Origin of the sequence: Massilia aurea (assembly GCF_014200505.1) — a bacterium.
GTDB lineage: Bacteria > Pseudomonadota > Gammaproteobacteria > Burkholderiales > Burkholderiaceae_D > Telluria > Telluria aurea_B.
The window spans coordinates 908,965-924,812 of the sequence record NZ_JACHBX010000001.1; the positions used below are offsets into that span (position 1 = coordinate 908,965).

A 15,848-nucleotide genomic window follows, 5' to 3' on the forward strand; every position below is an offset into this window, starting at 1 on the left:
TGGTTTCAAGCCTGCACGACGTTGGGCGAGCGGGTCGGGAACACCCCGCGCGTATCCACGATCAGGCTGGCGTTCTGGCGCACGAGTTCATAGTCGAAGGCGCTGTGGCCGGTGGCCAGTAGCACGACGTCATACGAGGCGAGCGACGCTGGTGTGAGTTCGACGCTGGACAGGTCGAAGTGATGCTCGCGCATGCGCGGGAAGACCGGCACATGGGGGTCGGAATACTCGACCACGGCGCCACGCGCGCGCAGCAGTTCCATCAGCGCCACCGAGGGTGACTCGCGCATGTCTTCGACGTCTTTCTTGTACGCGATACCCAGCACCAGGATGCGGCTGCCCATGACGGCGCGGCTACGGCTGTTCAGTGCGTCGGCCACCTTGGCGATCACCCAGGCCGGCATATCGCTGTTGATCTCGCCGGCCAGCTCGATGAAGCGGGTGTGCAGCCCGAACTGGCGCGCTTTCCAGGTGAGATAGAACGGGTCGATCGGGATGCAATGCCCGCCCAGGCCCGGGCCGGGATAATAGGCGGTGAAGCCGAACGGCTTGGTGGCCGCAGCCCGGATGACTTCGTGGATGTCGATGTCCATGCGGTCGGCGATGATTTTCATCTCGTTGACCAACCCGATATTGACGGCGCGGTGAATGTTTTCCAGCAGTTTGGTCAGCTCGGCCGCGCGGGTCGAGCTGACCGGGACGACGGTGTCGATCGCCTGCCGGTACAGGGCCAGGCCGGCTTCCAGGCAGGCGTCGGTGGAGCCGCCGCAAATCTTGGGAATGGTCCGGGTGTGGAAGTCGGGGTTGCCCGGATCTTCGCGTTCGGGCGAGAACACGAGGAATACATCGTGGCCGACGCGCAGGCCGCGCGCTTCCAGGCGGGGCCGCAGTTCTTCTTCGGTGGTGCCGGGATAGGTGGTGCTTTCAAGTGACAGCAACTGCCCGGGGCGCATATGGGGCAGTAGTGACTCGACGGTGCCGATCACATACGACAAATCGGGCTCGCGATAGGCGGTCAGGGGCGTGGGGACGCAGATGATCAGCGCATCGGCTTCGACCACGCGCGAAAAATCGCTGCTGGCGACCAGGCCTGCGGCGCGCGCCGCAGCGATTGTCTGCCCCTTGATGTGGGCGATATAGCTCTCGCCGCGGTTGAGCTGGTCGACCTTGGCGGCGTCGATGTCGATCCCCAGTACGTGAAAGCCTTCGGCCGCATAGCGCAGCGCGAGTGGCAACCCGACGTAGCCAAGGCCAATGATGCCGATCACGGCGTGGCGCTCACGCAGCCGGGTCAACAGCTGCTCCAGGTGAACTGATTTGATCTCGTCTCGCATGGTTTCCTCGACAGTGACAGTGGCAACAACAGGTAAATCAAAACCGGCAATTTCTCAGGCTGATCGTGCAGCAGCGTGTTATTGCCGCTGTACTGCCTGGGATATCAAAGGCGTGACTGACTTTGAATCAACTGAATAACAGCACGGCAAAAAGCCAATAAGAAGAATGCGAAAATAAATAACCCAACCGAAAAGGAAAAAAATGATGTTTGAAAATAAGCGAGGCGTCTGCGTTGAACGTCGTTGCCAGTTTTAATGTGACACCACGCTATAGGCAGAGGAGCCGTCAGGCCGCACTGCACTCCAAGAAATTGATTCGAGAAAATGCCAGAAAAAAGCGCCGTAATTGCGCCGAGATACGGATCGAATTACCACGAATTTGATGGCCCGTTATTTGCGAGTTGATTATCCGACCCTGGCTGCATGACGGGATTGAGATCACTCAACAGCGCTCAGGGATAGTAGCGATGGAGCGTTATTCAAACGGTTTAATGAGAATGGAAATAGAATCAGGGAATTAAATTTCTAATCCCCTATTTCTTGAATGAAGATTCAAGCGGAGGAGGGTAACGTTCCCGGCCCGGCAAGCCGGAAACGAAAAGCAATATATTACGCGCCCGGTCGGCCAGGCCGCGGCTGCGGCGCCATTGGCGGCACCGTGATTGTCTCGTTCAGGCGCAGGAACTTGAAGCCGGCCAGCATCTGGCCCGGCTTGCCGGCGCGCGCATTGTCCGCTTCACGTCCGGCCACCCGCGCCATGTACGACGCGAACGTCTCTTCGCGCACCTTTGGGGCCGACGAATGCAGGAAGTGCCGCTCGCCGTTTGGCCCCAGCACCACCAGGCCCACGTGCGAGGCCCAGTACTCGCCGTTGCGGGTCGAGATCACGTTGACGAAGTCGCCTTCCTGCAACCCGTCGAGAATGGCGGCCACGCCGTCTTTCGGCACGTACGTCTGGCGGCTCGTTTCGACGGGGATGTCGCGCACCGTGTTGTGGCGCGTGCGCAGGAAGCGGGCGCGGTCGACCCGCATGTCGTAGCCGGGGCCGTTCGGGCCGGCCAGGTCGGCGCTGATATCGGTAACCAGCCAGCGGTTGGCCACGTTCCAGTCCAGCTCGGTGTAATGGTTGCGCGTGGCCACGCCGATCACGCCGTCGCGGTAGCGGATCCGCTGCAGCATCCAGAAGAATTCTTCCCACGACTGCGACAGCGCCATCGCATACGTGTGTTCCGCAAAGACGACGCAATCGCTTTGTTCGAGACTGTACATCGGCAAGCTGTCGTGGATCTCGAACGGAAACTCGCCCAGCAGGTTCAGCGAATAGGGCTGGCCGATGTTCTGGCGGCCGATCGCAGCGATGCGCTTGCGCAGGTCGGGCTGCGCACTTTGCATGTGCGGGATGTACTGGCCGGTCTCGAACGGCGTCATCTTGTAGATCGGCTTGTCCAGCAGGGCCGCCAGCGGCGTGGGTGGCGGTGGCGCGCCCGGGATCGGCGGCGTGGCGGCAGGAGGGCTGGCGCAGCCGGTCAGGACGGCGCTGGCAAGAAGCAGGCAGGCAAGGCGCATGGCGGTCATCTCGGGAGAAGGGAAAGTGTCACGCTAATCCGGCGTGTGCGCTGGGGATAATGAATTCTGCGTAGGTGCCCATAACCTGAGCGATCCACGGGAAACATGCATTCCTCCCAGTTATACGAAAGCGAACACAAGTGATTATTCATCATGGCAATTCATCATCAATACTCGCCACAAGCATTTAAAAATTTGCCTTAATTTACCAAGAATCGCACCTTCCCAGGAGAGAGATGATGTTCAAGCAGAAGCCGCTTGCCGCGGCCGTATCGATGGCCGTCTGGAGCCTTGCCACGTTGCCAGTGCTGGCGCAGGCGCAAGCGCAGGACCAGGAGACCCCGGCCGCCGTGCCGATGCAGACCGTGGAAGTGACGGGCATCCGCGCTTCGCTGGCCCGGTCGCTGGCGGTCAAGCGCGATGCGTCGGCCAACGTCGAGGTGATCACGGCCGAAGACGTCGGCAAGATGCCGGACAAGAACCTGGCCGATTCGCTGCAGCGTCTGGCCGGCGTGGCGGTGCGCACCGACTACGACGAGGCCGAGAAAGTCTCGATGCGTGGCACTAATCCGGACATGTCGCTGATCATCTTCAATGGCCACGCCGTCAGCAGCGCCGACTGGTACGTGGCTGACCAGGGCTCGAGCTCGCGCTCGACCAGCCTGTCCCTGATGCCGTCGCACGTGCTGCAGCAGGCGGTCGTCTACAAGACGTCCCAGGCCAATATCGTCGATGGCGGCCTGGCCGGTACCATCAATGTCTCCACGCGTAAGCCCTTGTCGGCCAAGGAAAATCTGTCGGGCGTGATCAGCGTCGGCGCCAGCTACGCCGACCTGCCGGGCCGCTACGCGCCGGACATGAACGGCTCGGTCAACTGGAAGAACGAGGCCGGCACCTTCGGCGTGCTGGCCGCGCTGTTTGCCGAAAAGCGCTACGTGCGGCGCGATTCGGTCTCGCGGTTCGCCTATGGCACCAACAGCGGCTGGGATGTGATCAACACCAGCACGATGAAAGGCATCACCGATGCATCGCTCGCCGGCACCGGCTACACGGCGGCAGACCTGAACGGCGTGCGCCTGCCGGGCTCCATGAGTTCGGAATTCGTCGAATCCGTGCGCGACCGCAAGGGCGGCATGCTGTCGCTGCAATTCAAGCCGAACCGCGACCTCGACGTGACGCTCACGGGCTTTCATTCATCGATGGACGCCGACAACCACGGCCGCCTGACATCGAGCGCCATCTACTCCATGCTGCTCGGGAAGAACGCGCCGCTGGGCAGCACTGTCGCTACCGCCGCCAACACCAGTTCGAACGGCAAGCAGGTGTTCGCGCAGATCCGCAATCCGGTCATCGTCAACGAGACCACCGTGTATGGCAACCAGCTGAAGGTACTCAAGGCCGCCGACATCGTGTTCCCGGACGGGACCACGCCGCAGTACGTCGGCAACTCGGAAGGCTTTTACCGCGACGGTGCCAAGGCCGAGAGCTCGTTCCTCGACCTGGATGCCAAGTACCGCGTCAACGACGACCTGACGATCAAGACGCTGCTCTCGAGTACGCGCGGGGTGGGCACGACCGAACTCGATCAGGGCCTGACGCTGGCCCGCTACGGCACCGGCATTTCGTACGCGCTGGGCAGCCTGCATGACGCGCCGTTCGTGCAGTACCAGAACGCGGGCGGCAACCAGCCCGGCCTGAACGCCGATGGCAGCGGCTATACCATCGTCGACCGCGCCGCCTCGGGCGTGCGCACCGTCGACAAGGAATGGAGCGCACAACTCGACGCCGAATACCGCGTCGACCGCGGCATCTTCCAGTCGCTGGAAAGCGGCGTGCGCTTCTCGGATCACAAGCGCACCAGCGCGCGCCGCGGCCCGGCGTTCCGCAATGGCATCACGCTCGACCCGGTCACGGGCCGCGTTACGTCCAATACGCCGACGCCAACCACCGGCTGGCAAGCGTTCCCGGGCGACTTCGGCAATGGCCTGGACGGTCCGGCCGGCTGGGACAACACCGGCTTCACCTACACGCCGGAAGCGATCAAGGACTATATCGCGGGCAATACCAAGGTCACGAGCGACGCGTTCGAGCGCCGCGTGAGTTCCGAGATCGACATGCAGGAACGCCAGAGCGCTGCCTACCTGATGGCCAACCTGGAACGCGATCGCTGGTCGGGTAACGTGGGCGTGCGCTTCTCGCGTACGGAAGTAAAAGCCAATATCGCCACGCCGATTCCCGTTGGCGCCTGCCAGCGCGTCGCACCGGGCCAGGCGCCCGTGACGTGCGCCGCGTACCCTGGTGCGATCACCGATGCCGGCGACGCGACCCCGTTCTACGACGGCACGAGTTTCAATCCACTGGCCGGCGTCCTCTACTACAAGACGCCAACCAAGCGCACCTTCGACAACTGGCTGCCAAGCCTGAATGTGCGCTACGACATGGGCAACGACATGCTGGCGCGCTTTGGCGTGAGCCGCACGATCGGCCGCCAGAACTACAACCTGCTGGGCAGCGGCTTTGGTACGCCGGGTTGCGACGCCAATGGCTGCCGCGTGACGGGCCCGAATCCGGACCTCGAACCGCAAACGGCCGACAACGTCGACTTGTCGTGGTCGTGGTACTTCGCACCGCGCTCGATCGTCGCGCTGAGCGTGTTCCATTCGTCGATCGACGGCTATCCGAAGACGGGCGCGGTGGGCAGCACCACGATCGACCTGCAGGATCCGCGCGACCAGACCGTCAAGTCCTTCTTCATCAACACGGCCTCGCAGCAGGGCGCGAAGATCAATGGCATCGAGCTGCAGTACGAGCAGCCGTTCGGGCAGACCAACTTCGGCTTCACGTCGAACATCAGCCGCGCCAAGACGAAGGTCGACGATGGCCGGCCGATGGTGGGCGCATCCGAATGGACCGGCAACCTGGGCCTGTACTATGAAGACCGCAAGCTGTCGGCGCGTCTGGTCGCAAACTACCGCGGCGAGTACGTCAACAGCACCACGGCGCCGGCGCCAACGGCCAACAGCCAGGGCCTGACCGTGATCAACGGCGTGGCGATGCCGACCGCGCCAACGTACGCCGATGCGGTGACGACGCTGGCGCTGTCAGCCAACTACTACTTCACCGACAACCTGGAGCTCGCGTTCAGCGCGACCAACCTGACCAACGCCAAACGCGCGCAATATCGCTACAGCGAAGAAGAGCAGCAAAAGCTCGACGTCAGCGGTCGTCAGTATTATCTGAACCTGCGTTACAAGTTCTGACCGGGGGACGGCGCGCAAACGGGGGCTGTGGCCATGATGGCGTGGAGGGGTAGGGTGGACGGGTTCCCCGTCCACGCGTTCAACGTGACCTTGCCTGACACTGAACGCGTGGACGGCATAGCCGACTACGCGTCCCGGTCCACCCTACGCTGTATTCCTCGCAGCCGGGTTCAACGAGCTCAGCCGTATTGACGCCCAAAGTGTGCGGCATCTAACGGTGAATATTGGACGCAGCCGTTAAGATGCTCCTGTCTGAGTGAGGAACGCGCGAAGTAATTCGCAGCCATCCGACACCTCAACAGGTTAGCCGGTCGCCTCGAGGATCGGCACCAATTTCATGACCGGTGCGGGCCTTGTGCCTGCACCGGGCAGCAAGGAAGCGGAGGTTGCCATGTACGATGCCAAGCATCCAGCCAAGCACCTGGTGCGCGAATATCTCGCGCGCCGTTCGCGCGATCCGAAGCCGCCACCGGCGCCAGAAGAAATCCGGCGCCAGCTTGGCTGGGCGACGTTGATCCCGGCGGCGCTCAAGACCGCGCCAACCCGCAACTAGCCTTCGCACACGTTTTCGCGTCGACGTCCTGTCAAGGACGCGGCGCATAGTTCAACCAAGGAGACCGTTATGACCAAGAGAATCGGAAGCAAGCACATCGCCCAACATCGCGGCAAGGCAGAACGCATCGAGATCAAGCGCACCAACATCGCACGTGAAGCCGTACGCCAGGCTGAAGCACGCGCCAAGTACCGCAACGTGCCAAAGGGCCTGACCAAGCGCCAGGAAGCCGCCAGCGCTGCCTGATCGTGCCTTGGCTGCATGGAGAACCCGCCCTTACGGCGGGTTTTTTTTCGCCTGTATGTTTGGCGCGGGCGTCGATTCGCCGTTCGCCGGTATGGATTCGCCATTCACCGAAAACCACTTCCGCCAACGTGCCCACCCTTGTTATCGTGATCCCTATTCGATCACAAGGAGGTCCGCACCATGCAATCCGAAGAATCCTACCGCTGGCGCAAGCAAATCGTCTGGGGCTTGCTGCTCATCGTCGTCGGCGCCGTCGTGCTGCTCGATCGCCTGTACTACATCAACGCCGAAGACTACTGGCACTACGCGCCGCTGCTGCTGGTCGCCGTCGGTATCAGCCAGACGATCGGCTATCCGAGTCCCAAAGAATTCGGCAACGGCTTGTGGACGGTGTTTACCGGCCTGTGGCTGTTTGCGGTGCTCGAAAATGCATTCGGTCTGACGTTCCGTAACAGCTGGCCACTGTTCATCCTGATGTGGGGCATCAAGCTGGTGCTCGATCCGTTCATCGCCCGTCGTTTCCTGAATAACCAGAAGGTGGGTCGCCATGAAAAATGATCGCTTGCACAGGGGCGTGACGGGCCAGGTGGTGCTGGGCGTGCTCGTCATCGGCATGGGGCTCTTGTTCCTGCTCGATAACCTCGGCCTGATCGACATGCACCGCGCGGTCTCGTTCTGGCCCATGTTGTTCGTGATCGTCGGCACGGTCAAGCTATGCGACACGCGCAGCCAGGGTGGCACGCTGCTCGGCGCGGCGCTGGTCGGCGTGGGCATCCTGATGATGCTCGACCGGCTCGACATCATCAACTTCAATGTGCGCACCATGTGGCCGCTGATCCTGATTGGCCTCGGCGGCTTCCTTGTTGCCAAGGCGCTGCGCAGCCGCGGGGTGCCGGGCAGCGTCGCCGGCAGCCCGGGCGCTGGGATGCTCGATGATACGGGCAGCGGCGAGACCGTCGACATCACGGCAATCCTGGGCGGCTACGAGCGCCGCGTGACCACGCAGGATTTTCGCGGCGGTGAAATCACGGCCGTCATGGGCGGCTGCGAACTCGATATGCGCAGCGCCTCGATCCGGGGCGAGGCGGTGATCAACGTGTTCGCGTTCTGGGGCGGCGTGACCATCAAGTGTCCGCCCGACTGGACCGTGATCCTGCTTGGCACGCCGATTCTTGGCGGCTTCGAAGAAAAGACCGCCGTGCCGCCCGACGGCAGCAAGCGCCTCATCATTCGCGGCTACGCCATCATGGGCGGTGTGGAAATCCGTAACTGATGGGCCGGATGTTCTGGGCGGGGCGCAGCGCCGCACTGTACCTGGCGGCCTGGCTGATGCTGGGGCTGATGCTTGCGGGTCTGCTGAACGCGGCCACCGGCGCCGGCATCCCGGGCAGCCTGCTGTTCGCGCTGCCGCTGATGCTGGTGTATGCGAGCGTGTGCGGCTTTTCGAGCTACTACCTGTGCCGCGCCTATCCGCTGGCAACCAAGTCGCTGCGCTCGGTGCTGGTCGTGTTCTTTGTCACGGCCGCCAGTGCGGCCTCCCTGTGGTGTGCGGCGGCGGTGGCGTGGGCGGCATTCTGGCGCTGGCTGGCGCCGTCGATGGGCGGCGTGCAGCTCTCGCCACCTGTCGCCGCGGTGATGTTTGGTGTGGGCGTGCTGCTGTACGGGATGACAGCCTGCGCGCATTATCTGGCGCTGGAGTTCGAGCGCGCGCGCCGGCTGGAAACGCGCGAACTCGAACTGAAGCTGCTGGCGCAGGACGCCGAACTGCGCATGCTGCGCACGCAGATCGACCCGCACTTTTTATTCAACAGCCTCAATTCGATCAGCGCGCTCACCAGCATCGATGCCGACGCCGCGCGCGACATGACCTTGCAACTGGCCGGCTTCTTTCGCCACACGCTGGGACTCGAGGCGCACCGCAAGGTCCTGCTGTCCGATGAAGTGGAACTGACGCAGCGCTTCCTGGCGATCGAGCAGGTGCGCTTCGGCCCGCGCCTTGCGTTCGCGTGCGAGATGGCGGATGACGCGGCGCGCTGCCTGCTGCCGCCGATGATTCTGCAGCCGCTGGTCGAGAACGCAGTCAAGCACGGGATCGGCCAGCTGCCGCAGGGCGGCGTGGTGCGCGTGCACGCGGTGCGCGCCGGCTCACAACTGAAGCTGCGGGTCGAGAACGACGTCGATCCGGATGACGGGGCGCCCGGCAAGGGCGGCGGCGTGGGCCTGGCGAACGTGCGCCAGCGCCTCGCCGCTGTGTATGGCATCGACGCGAGCGTGCACGCGACGCGCGATGGGGCGATTTTTCGGGTGGACCTGATCCTGCCCGCAGACATGGGAGACTGACAGCATGCGGGTTCTGATCGTGGACGATGAACACCTGGCGCGCGCCGTACTGCGCGAATACCTGACGACGCACACGGACGTCGAGATCGTTGGCGAATGCGCGAACGGCTTCGAGGCAGTCAAGGCCATTGCGGAGCTCGACCCTCAACTTGTTTTCCTCGACATCCAGATGCCCAAGCTGGACGGCTTCGAGGTGGTCGAACTGGCCGGCAGCAAGCCGCATTACATCTTCGCCACCGCGTACGATCAGTTCGCGCTGCGGGCGTTCGAAGTGCATGCGATCGACTATCTGCTCAAGCCGTTTTCACGTGCGCGCCTTGGCGAAGCGCTGGCACAGGCACGCCTGCGCACGCCCCAACCGGCGCAGATCGAGGCCGTAGTCAAGGAAGCCGCGGCGCGCCATACGCCGCTCGAACGCATCCTGATTCGCGACGGCGCCCGCGTGCACGTGGTGCCAACGGCGAGCGTGGATTACATCGAGGCGCAGGACGATTACGTCGCCGTCTGCGCGGACGGCAGGCAGTACCTCAAGCTTGGCAGCCTGGCCGAACTCGAGGCGCAGCTCGATCCCGCCGTCTTCGTGCGCATCCATCGTTCGCACATCGTCAATCTGGGCGCGATCGCGCGCATCGAACCGGTGAGCAAGGACAATCACTGCGCCGTGCTGAAAAGCGGCGTCAAGCTGCCCATCAGCCGCAGCGGCTACCAGCGTATCCGCGAGCTGCTGGCGTAAGCGCTCAGCGCGAGTTGTGCGCGCCGAGCTCCCACCAGGCCGGCATCAACGCACGGATGCCTGGCTGCGCAAAGCGGTCGTCGATCAGCCACACCACGCCGCGATCCTGTTCGGTGCGGATCACGCGGCCGGCCGCCTGCACCACTTTCTGGATGCCGGGGTACAGATACGTGTAATCGTAGCCGGCGCCAAACAGCGTCTGCATCCGCTCGCGCAGCTGCTCGTTGACGGGGTTCACCTGCGGCAGGCCGAGCGTGGCGACAAACGCGCCGATCAGGCGCTCGCCCGGCAGGTCGACCCCTTCACCGAACGCGCCGCCCAGCACCGCAAAGCCCACGCCCGCGCCGCCGATGGCGAAGCGGTCGATGAAGCCCTGGCGCGCGGTTTCGCTCATGCGGCGTTCCTGGCGCCAGGCCGTCACGCCCGGGTCCAGCTTCGCCAGCGCGCCGGCCACCTGGTCCATGTAGTCGAAGCTGCTGAAGAACGCCAGGTAGTTGCCAGGACGTTCGTGGAACTGGCGGGCAATCAGTTCGGCGATCGGCTGCACCGACGCGGCGCGCGCCTGGTAGCGGGTCGAGATGCCTTTGGCGACATGCACGTCGAGCTGGCTGGCCGTGAACGGCGAATCCACTTCGACCCAGGCCGTGTCGGCCGGCAGCCCGAGCGTATCGGTGCAGTATTGCCAGGTGCCGAGCGTGCCGGAGAACAGCGTGCTCGAATGCGACGCGGCAAAGCGCGGACCGAGAAACGGTGCCGGCACCACGTTGCGGATGCAGATGGTCGAATCGCGCAAGGTCGGGCGGTCGGCGTCGCGCGACAGGTCCACCAGCGAATGCGGCCCGAACGACTCGGCCAGCCGCGCAAATTGCAGCGCGTCGAAATGAAAGCGCTGCAGGTCAGGGTCGAGCGGACCGGGGAAGGCGGCCAGGTGTTCGTTGATGGTGCTGGATGCATCCTGCAGTGCATCCACCAGTTTCGCCGGCATCGACTCGAGCAGCTGGTACGGCGCGGGCGCGCCCTTGTCGACATTGGTCCAGGCGCGCCCGACGCGCTCGAGCGCTTTCTTGACGGCGGGCGGGGCGACGGCGCGCGCGGCGCGCAGCAGCTCGCGGTCGATCTCGGCGCTGTACATCGAGCGCGCGCGGTTGACCAGGTTGTGGGCTTCGTCGACCAGCACGCTGGCCTTCCAGCCATTGGCCTGTGCGAGCGCGTACAGCATCGCGCCGCCGTCGAAATAATAGTTGTAGTCGCCCACGATCATGTCGACCCAGCGCGTCATCTCGCTACCCAGGTAGTACGGACAGACGTCGTGGTCGAGGGCGACCGTGCGCAGCGCTTCGCGGTCCAGCACCAGCACTTCTGCCGCAGCGGCGCGTGCGGCAGGCAGACGGTCATAGAAGCCGCGCGCCAGCGGGCAGGCGTCGCCATGGCACGCTTTATCCGGATGCTCGCAAGCCTTGTCGCGCGCGGTCAGTTCCAGCACGCGCAGTGGTGTTGCCGTGGCGCTGCATAGTTTGGCCGCGCCATCGAGCGCCAGGCGCCGGCCCGGCGTCTTCGCGGCCAGGAAAAACACCTTGTCGATGCCTTGCTGCGGCATGGCCTTCAAGGTCGGGAACAGGCTGCCGACCGTCTTGCCGATGCCGGTCGGCGCTTGTGCGAGCAGGCAGCGCCCGCTCGTGTTGGCGCGGTAGATGCTCTCGGCCAGGTGACGCTGGCCCGGCCGGAAGTCGGCATGTGGAAAGCGCAGCTGGGTCAGCGCATCGTTGCGCGCGGTGCGGTGCGCGCTCTCCTGTGCTGCCCAGCTCGAGAAGCGTTCACACAGGCCCGCAAAATGGGTCTGCAGCCAGGCGCTGTCGCGCTGTTCGCGCAGCACGGTTTCAACGCCGCTGCCGATGTCGTAATAGACGAGGGCCAGGTTGACCGTATCCAGGCCGCGCTCCTGGCACAGCAGGTGGCCATACACGCGTACCTGCGCCCAGTGCAGGTGGCGATGGTTGTCGGGGATGGACTCGGGGCGGCCGCGGTGCGTTTTGATCTCTTCGATCAGGTTCTCGTTTTCGTCGTAGCCGTCGGCGCGCCCGCGCACGCGCAAGCCGTTCCATTCGCCGGACAGCGGCAGCTCGGCGCGGTAGCCATCGCCCCGGCGCGCAGCGACGACGGCGTGGCCGGCAATGCCTTCCTGGGCGCTGGGCGAGGGCGTGAAGCGCAGGTCGAGGTCACCGGCCTTGGCGGTGAACTCGCACAGCGCGCGCACGGCGATCGTGTAGGCGGGTTGCGTGGTACCGGTCAAATCAGGCCGCCATCTCGGGCGCCAGATCCCAGACCAGATAGCAGACGGCCACCGGCATCGCATGCGCGGCGCAGTACTCGATCCAGCGCTGCTGGTTGTCCTGCAGGCGGTCGCCTGGGCCTTTCACTTCGATCATCATGTAGCGGTTTTCGAGGGGGAAGAACTGGATCAGGTCGGGAAAGCCCGTGCGGTTTTCGCGCACGTCGGCCAGGATCCGCTCGCACCACTTGCGCAGGTGCGCGGCCGGGATGCAGTCCAGCGCCAGTTCGACCAGCTCAAGACTGATGCCGTCCCAGTGCACGAACGGCGACTGCAGGCCGGCCTTGTCGCGGTAGGTCGCGCGGATGGTGTCGCGGTAGGCGCCGGAATCGAGTTCATCGAAGCAGGCGGAAAATTCGGCCAGCCGGCGCCCGTAGAAGTCGGCGCTGTACAGGTCGGCCGGGCCGCGATGGAACGGGTGAAAGAAGGCACCGGGGATCGCGGCGAAGATGGCGCGCCAGCACAGCAGGCCAAACAGCGTATTGGCCAGCGCGTTTTCGACATAGAACACGGGCGCGCCGTCTTGCGCCAGATGGTCGCGCACCGCACCCTCGACCCAGCGCTCGCCGTTCGGTGGCGCCAGGCACAGGTCGATGCGCTGCACCTCGGTTTTCGGCAGCCGGCCCAGGCGCGCGTGACCCAGTCGGCGCGCCAGGCGCGGCGCGATGCGGGCCAGGTGCTGGCGCTCGGCGTCGTTCTCGGGGGTGGCCTGGGCCTCGGTCAGCAGGGCCCAGGCGTCGTCGAAGCGCTCGTGTTTTTCGAGCACGCGGATGGCGCGGCCGCGCGCGCCGGGATAGCGGCAGCGGGCGTAGGCGGCAAAAGCGCCATCCCAGTCTTTCTGCTTTTCGTAGTGCTGGCCGATCTGGAACACGAGCTTTTCGCGCCGGCTGGCCAGCCAGTCGTTGTCGAACGCATGCTCGGGCAGGTCGCGCACGACATCCTCGACGGCTTCACCGGCAGCGAAGCGTTCGCGGCACGCGTGCAGCAGGATGTAGTGGTCGATGTCGGCGCGCTGGCGAAAACCCCGCGAGGCCGGCGAGATGTCGACCTGCTCGTAGCGGAACAAACCCAGGTCGGACAGCACGAAGTCGGTCCAGCCCTGGCGAAGGTTGCCGAAAAAGACCAGGCGCAGGCGATCGCACAGGGGCTTGACGTGGATGCGCCAGGCGACGTCGGCGCAGTCGCCGTACCAGCCCGAGAAGCGGCGGGGATCGGCGCAGTCGGCCCGCAACGCCTCGAGCAGGTCGCCCTTGCGCGCGCTTTTCTGGCGCAGGTGCGGGAAGGCCTCGGCGACTTCGGGCTTGGAGAGCAGATCGAACAGTTCGTCGAGCGAGAGTTCGGGATCGGCTTCGATCCAGCCGGTGCCCAGCAGGTGGCCAGCCGCCTCGACGGGGCAGCCGATCTCGGCGTAGCGGAGTTTACTGGCGCGAAACAGCGTGCCTTTTCGCATGACCATGCGCACGAACAGCGCACGCGCCGCATGTGGCAGGGCAGGGAAGGCGGCCAGGAACGCGTGCTCCTGCGCGTCGAGCAGGTCGGCATAGCGTTCGCCGATCCAGTCGAGAACGCGCTGAAAGTTGTCCAGATAATAAAACTCGTTTTCCAACAACCTGATCATGACCACCCGCGTTACTGTTCTTATGTACAGTATAAGCCCGGGTGGACAGGGAATCCAGCAGTTTCGGCGCGATCGTCCAGTGCGGCGCTAGCGCGTTGGCCGTGGACGACAGGGCTCGCCCGCGCAGCGGTCCGGGTTCATCTCGGGGTCGGGCAGGGCGTGGCCATTGGCGTGATAGATGACGGCCGAGATCAGGGCGACATCGCTGTCAGGTGGTTCGGTCGCCCCCACCGGTCCGGCATGTTTCGCTGGCCGCGCCGCCTGGCGCGGCACGGTTGCGCGCGCCTGGAACGGGGCTGGCGCTGCGGCCAGGGTCTTGGCCGTGCCGCGCTCGGGCATTGACGCCGTGCGCGTGGGCTTGACGGGCACTCGCGCCCCGTCCGCAGGACGCAACAGGCGCAGCGGCGGCACCGGCGGTGGCAGACCATGCAGGCCATGCGCTGTGCTGACTGCGGGTGCTGGCGTTGTCACTGGCGCTGACACGGGCGTTGCCACTGGCGCCAGCGCCGGCGCAGCGTCGACGATCACGGCCGCCGCCAGCGGCGCAGCAGGTTCGTCGGCCACGATTGCGCGCGCCGCCATCCCGGCGTGCGCGGGTTCGACCCGGTGCGGGCCGTCCTGCCCCGCCGCCAGCCAGGCCAGGGCGCCCGTCAACCCCAGCGCGACCAGCACGGCGCCGCCATACCAGGCCAGCCGTACGCCCGTGCCGCCGGACGCGGTGCGGCGCGCCGGCTCGCGTTCGAGCCTGGCGAGGATGCTGTCTTCGTTGCCGCCGCGCCGCGTCGACGACATCAGATCGGGCCGCAGATGCGGTTGCGTGGGGTTCGCTTGATGTTCGTCTGATGAACGCACGGCAGCACTCCTAAGATGGGGTTTTTCCAGTTCCGATTAGAAACAATCCTGGAGGTACCGATGCTGATCTTTATCGCGCTTCTGTACGTTTGTGGCGCATCCGGCCTGATCTGGCTGGCCGTGTTCCCGACGGGTCGCGCATTGGCAACACGCGGCATCGGCCGTCTGCGCGCGCTGGCGCGGCATGCCGGCGCCTGGGGCCATGCGGGCGGGCGCGCGCTGGGCGCCGCGCGCGATGCGGCCGCGCTCACGCTGCGCGAGCGCCTGCTGCGCTTCCTGCGCCGGCATCGGGTGGTGTTCGCCATTGTCGCGCCGGTGATCCTGATTCCGTCGCTGCTGGCGCTGGCACTGAGCAATCCCGCAATGCTGCCCGTGTATCAGGGCAGCGCCGCCATGCCGGATGAACAGGTGGCGGCGCTGCTGGCCGGCGAACAGCTGGCGCCCCCGGTGGCGCTGCCGCCCGACGTGTTTACGACCGCCGAAGTCGAACTGATACGGCCGATGCTGGTGGGTGCGAGCCGCAACTGGGGCTTGCTGCACCCCGACTTCAGCGCGCGCCTGCTATTGGCCTTCAAGATCATGAAGGAGCAGCATGGCTACGAAATGGCGCTGCTCGAAGGCTACCGCAGCCCGGCGCGCCAGGATGCGCTGGCGGCCAGTGGCAGCAACGTCACCAATGCGCGTGCGTTCCAGAGCTGGCACCAGTACGGCCTGGCGGGCGACTGCGCGTTCCTGCGCGACGGCAAGCTGGTGATTTCCGAAAAAGATCCGTGGGCGATGCGCGGCTACCAGGCCTACGGCCAGGTGGCCGAGTCGCTTGGCCTGACCTGGGGCGGGCGCTGGAAGATGATGGATTTTGGCCACACCGAGCTGCGCCTGCGCGGGGTGATGCGGCGCTGACGTGGTGCTGATGCGGCGCTGCGCCGGCAAGCGCCGGCGATGCACCAAGTCCACCGTGTTGCGCCCGCTCAAGCGGCGGCAGTCATGCGCGTGCGAGCATTTCCTGTGAGACTCTTT

Annotated in this window: 13 protein-coding genes; 8 read left to right on the plus strand and 5 right to left on the minus strand. The window is 65.0% G+C overall.

What is annotated here, in order from left to right; genetic code table 11:
- Nucleotides 1-5: 5 nt before the first annotated feature.
- Nucleotides 6-1,334, minus strand: a complete 1,329-nt coding sequence (locus tag HD842_RS04030) for a nucleotide sugar dehydrogenase (RefSeq protein WP_183551256.1) — start codon at nucleotides 1,332-1,334, stop codon at nucleotides 6-8.
- 609 nt (nucleotides 1,335-1,943) lie between these two features.
- Nucleotides 1,944-2,900: an N-acetylmuramoyl-L-alanine amidase-like domain-containing protein gene (locus HD842_RS04035; RefSeq protein ID WP_229424588.1), complete on the minus strand. Its 957-nt coding sequence runs from the start codon at nucleotides 2,898-2,900 to the stop codon at nucleotides 1,944-1,946.
- A gap of 239 nt (nucleotides 2,901-3,139) precedes the next feature.
- Here HD842_RS04035 and HD842_RS04040 point away from each other — a divergent pair, with 239 nt between their 5' ends.
- The 7 genes from HD842_RS04040 to HD842_RS04070 all read left to right on the plus strand — a co-directional run bounded on the left by HD842_RS04040 (nucleotide 3,140) and on the right by HD842_RS04070 (nucleotide 10,032).
- On the plus strand, nucleotides 3,140-6,160 hold the full coding sequence (locus HD842_RS04040) for a TonB-dependent receptor (protein WP_183551262.1): 3,021 nt from the start codon (nucleotides 3,140-3,142) through the stop codon (nucleotides 6,158-6,160).
- Nucleotides 6,161-6,551: 391 nt separating this feature from the next.
- Nucleotides 6,552-6,713: a hypothetical protein gene (locus HD842_RS04045; protein ID WP_183551265.1), complete on the plus strand. Its 162-nt coding sequence runs from the start codon at nucleotides 6,552-6,554 to the stop codon at nucleotides 6,711-6,713.
- A 69-nt stretch (nucleotides 6,714-6,782) separates the two neighbouring features.
- Nucleotides 6,783-6,959, plus strand: a complete 177-nt coding sequence (locus HD842_RS04050) for a hypothetical protein (RefSeq protein ID WP_183551268.1) — start codon at nucleotides 6,783-6,785, stop codon at nucleotides 6,957-6,959.
- Nucleotides 6,960-7,139: 180 nt separating this feature from the next.
- Nucleotides 7,140-7,517, plus strand: a complete 378-nt coding sequence (locus HD842_RS04055; RefSeq protein ID WP_183551271.1) for a LiaI-LiaF-like domain-containing protein — start codon at nucleotides 7,140-7,142, stop codon at nucleotides 7,515-7,517.
- Nucleotides 7,507-8,232, plus strand: coding sequence for a LiaI-LiaF-like domain-containing protein (locus tag HD842_RS04060; RefSeq protein WP_183551274.1), 726 nt, complete (start codon nucleotides 7,507-7,509; stop codon nucleotides 8,230-8,232). The genes HD842_RS04055 and HD842_RS04060 overlap by 11 nt, the downstream gene beginning before the upstream one ends.
- Complete coding sequence (locus HD842_RS04065; RefSeq protein ID WP_183551276.1) at nucleotides 8,232-9,299, plus strand: sensor histidine kinase; 1,068 nt, start codon at nucleotides 8,232-8,234, stop codon at nucleotides 9,297-9,299. Before HD842_RS04060 ends, HD842_RS04065 begins: the two co-directional genes overlap by 1 nt.
- 4 nt (nucleotides 9,300-9,303) lie before the next feature.
- Nucleotides 9,304-10,032, plus strand: a complete 729-nt coding sequence (locus HD842_RS04070) for a LytR/AlgR family response regulator transcription factor (RefSeq protein ID WP_183551278.1) — start codon at nucleotides 9,304-9,306, stop codon at nucleotides 10,030-10,032.
- A gap of 4 nt (nucleotides 10,033-10,036) precedes the next feature.
- On the opposite strand, the gene HD842_RS04075 is transcribed toward HD842_RS04070, so the two are convergent.
- The 3 genes from HD842_RS04075 to HD842_RS04085 all read right to left on the minus strand — a co-directional run bounded on the left by HD842_RS04075 (nucleotide 10,037) and on the right by HD842_RS04085 (nucleotide 14,831).
- The gene (locus tag HD842_RS04075; RefSeq protein ID WP_183551280.1) at nucleotides 10,037-12,385 is read right to left on the minus strand and encodes a helicase C-terminal domain-containing protein; all 2,349 of its coding nucleotides are present in this window, start codon (nucleotides 12,383-12,385) and stop codon (nucleotides 10,037-10,039) included.
- Entirely contained in the window at nucleotides 12,324-13,979 is a 1,656-nt protein-coding gene (locus HD842_RS04080; RefSeq protein ID WP_183551282.1) for a VRR-NUC domain-containing protein, read from the minus strand. The genes HD842_RS04075 and HD842_RS04080 overlap by 62 nt, the downstream gene beginning before the upstream one ends.
- A gap of 87 nt (nucleotides 13,980-14,066) precedes the next feature.
- Complete coding sequence (locus HD842_RS04085) at nucleotides 14,067-14,831, minus strand: hypothetical protein (protein ID WP_183551284.1); 765 nt, start codon at nucleotides 14,829-14,831, stop codon at nucleotides 14,067-14,069.
- Between the two features lie 60 nt (nucleotides 14,832-14,891).
- Here HD842_RS04085 and HD842_RS04090 point away from each other — a divergent pair, with 60 nt between their 5' ends.
- A complete protein-coding gene (locus HD842_RS04090; protein WP_183551287.1) occupies nucleotides 14,892-15,731 on the plus strand; it encodes a M15 family metallopeptidase in 840 nt (279 codons plus the stop codon).
- Nucleotides 15,732-15,848 lie beyond the last annotated feature (117 nt).

Bases quoted from the DNA above. Each gene is read 5' to 3' on its own strand.
- HD842_RS04050 (WP_183551268.1), top strand. From the start codon at position 6,783: ATGACCAAGAGAATCGGAAGCAAGCACATCGCCCAACATCGCGGCAAG.
- HD842_RS04080 (WP_183551282.1), bottom strand. From the start codon at position 13,979: ATGATCAGGTTGTTGGAAAACGAGTTTTATTATCTGGACAACTTTCAG.
- HD842_RS04040 (WP_183551262.1), top strand. From the start codon at position 3,140: ATGTTCAAGCAGAAGCCGCTTGCCGCGGCCGTATCGATGGCCGTCTGG.
- HD842_RS04030 (WP_183551256.1), bottom strand. From the start codon at position 1,334: ATGCGAGACGAGATCAAATCAGTTCACCTGGAGCAGCTGTTGACCCGG.
- HD842_RS04090 (WP_183551287.1), top strand. From the start codon at position 14,892: ATGCTGATCTTTATCGCGCTTCTGTACGTTTGTGGCGCATCCGGCCTG.
- HD842_RS04045 (WP_183551265.1), top strand. From the start codon at position 6,552: ATGTACGATGCCAAGCATCCAGCCAAGCACCTGGTGCGCGAATATCTC.
- HD842_RS04055 (WP_183551271.1), top strand. From the start codon at position 7,140: ATGCAATCCGAAGAATCCTACCGCTGGCGCAAGCAAATCGTCTGGGGC.
- HD842_RS04065 (WP_183551276.1), top strand. From the start codon at position 8,232: ATGGGCCGGATGTTCTGGGCGGGGCGCAGCGCCGCACTGTACCTGGCG.
- HD842_RS04035 (WP_229424588.1), bottom strand. From the start codon at position 2,900: ATGCGCCTTGCCTGCCTGCTTCTTGCCAGCGCCGTCCTGACCGGCTGC.
- HD842_RS04070 (WP_183551278.1), top strand. From the start codon at position 9,304: ATGCGGGTTCTGATCGTGGACGATGAACACCTGGCGCGCGCCGTACTG.
- HD842_RS04075 (WP_183551280.1), bottom strand. From the start codon at position 12,385: ATGCGATGCCGGTGGCCGTCTGCTATCTGGTCTGGGATCTGGCGCCCG.
- HD842_RS04060 (WP_183551274.1), top strand. From the start codon at position 7,507: ATGAAAAATGATCGCTTGCACAGGGGCGTGACGGGCCAGGTGGTGCTG.